Source organism: Brachyspira catarrhinii (assembly GCF_005518285.1).
GTDB classification, from domain to species: domain Bacteria; phylum Spirochaetota; class Brachyspiria; order Brachyspirales; family Brachyspiraceae; genus Brachyspira; species Brachyspira catarrhinii.
Genome location: NZ_SJDU01000680.1, coordinates 1 through 710 on the forward strand (window position 1 = coordinate 1; position 710 = coordinate 710).

The window sequence follows — 710 nt, forward strand, 5'->3', positions numbered from 1 at the left end:
ATTATTTTTATTGGATTAGTATTATTTATATTTCAATTTTGGCTTGGTTTTCCTGGTTGGTTTCAAAATCCTGATTTATATTGGGGAAGCATGAACCCGAAAAATCTTGGAAATTGGCATCCCGTATTGATACAATTAACTTTGATTTGCCTATATAAAATATTTGGCGTTCATTCATACTACTTATTTTTAATAAATTTAATTTTATTCTATTCTGGACTTGCTTTAATAATAATATCTTTATTTTATAAATTTAAAAATAAAAATGTAATATTGCTTTATTTATTAATATTTGTGAAGGAATTATTCTTTATGAATATATCCGAAATAAAAGATTCAACGGCAGCTCTATTTATATGGTTATTATATTCTCTAATATTTTTTCAATTATTAGTTCAAATAAATAATAAACCTGTTAGAATTTTATTAAAAATATTTACGGCAGTTATATTATTATTCGGACTTTTATGGAAACATAACGATATAGTTACTATTTACCCTATTTTTATTCTATTTGTTTATCAATATCTTAAAAACAAAGAAATAAAATCTATAAAGAATTATATAAAATCGTCTGTTTTATTAATGTTGCTATCTGCAATTATTTTAGTTGGAATTGTAAAAGTATTCCCTCATATATGGAGAATTCATAATAATTATGCCTCAAATCATTTAATTTTACTTCAAATAGCGGCTTGTTCCGTTCCAGC

At 23.2% G+C, this 710-nt stretch carries 1 pseudogene; it reads left to right on the forward strand.

From position 1 onward, the window contains the following. Positions 1–312: 312 nt before the first annotated feature. A pseudogene (locus tag EZH24_RS14405) lies at positions 313–710 on the forward strand (hypothetical protein); the annotation flags it as partial.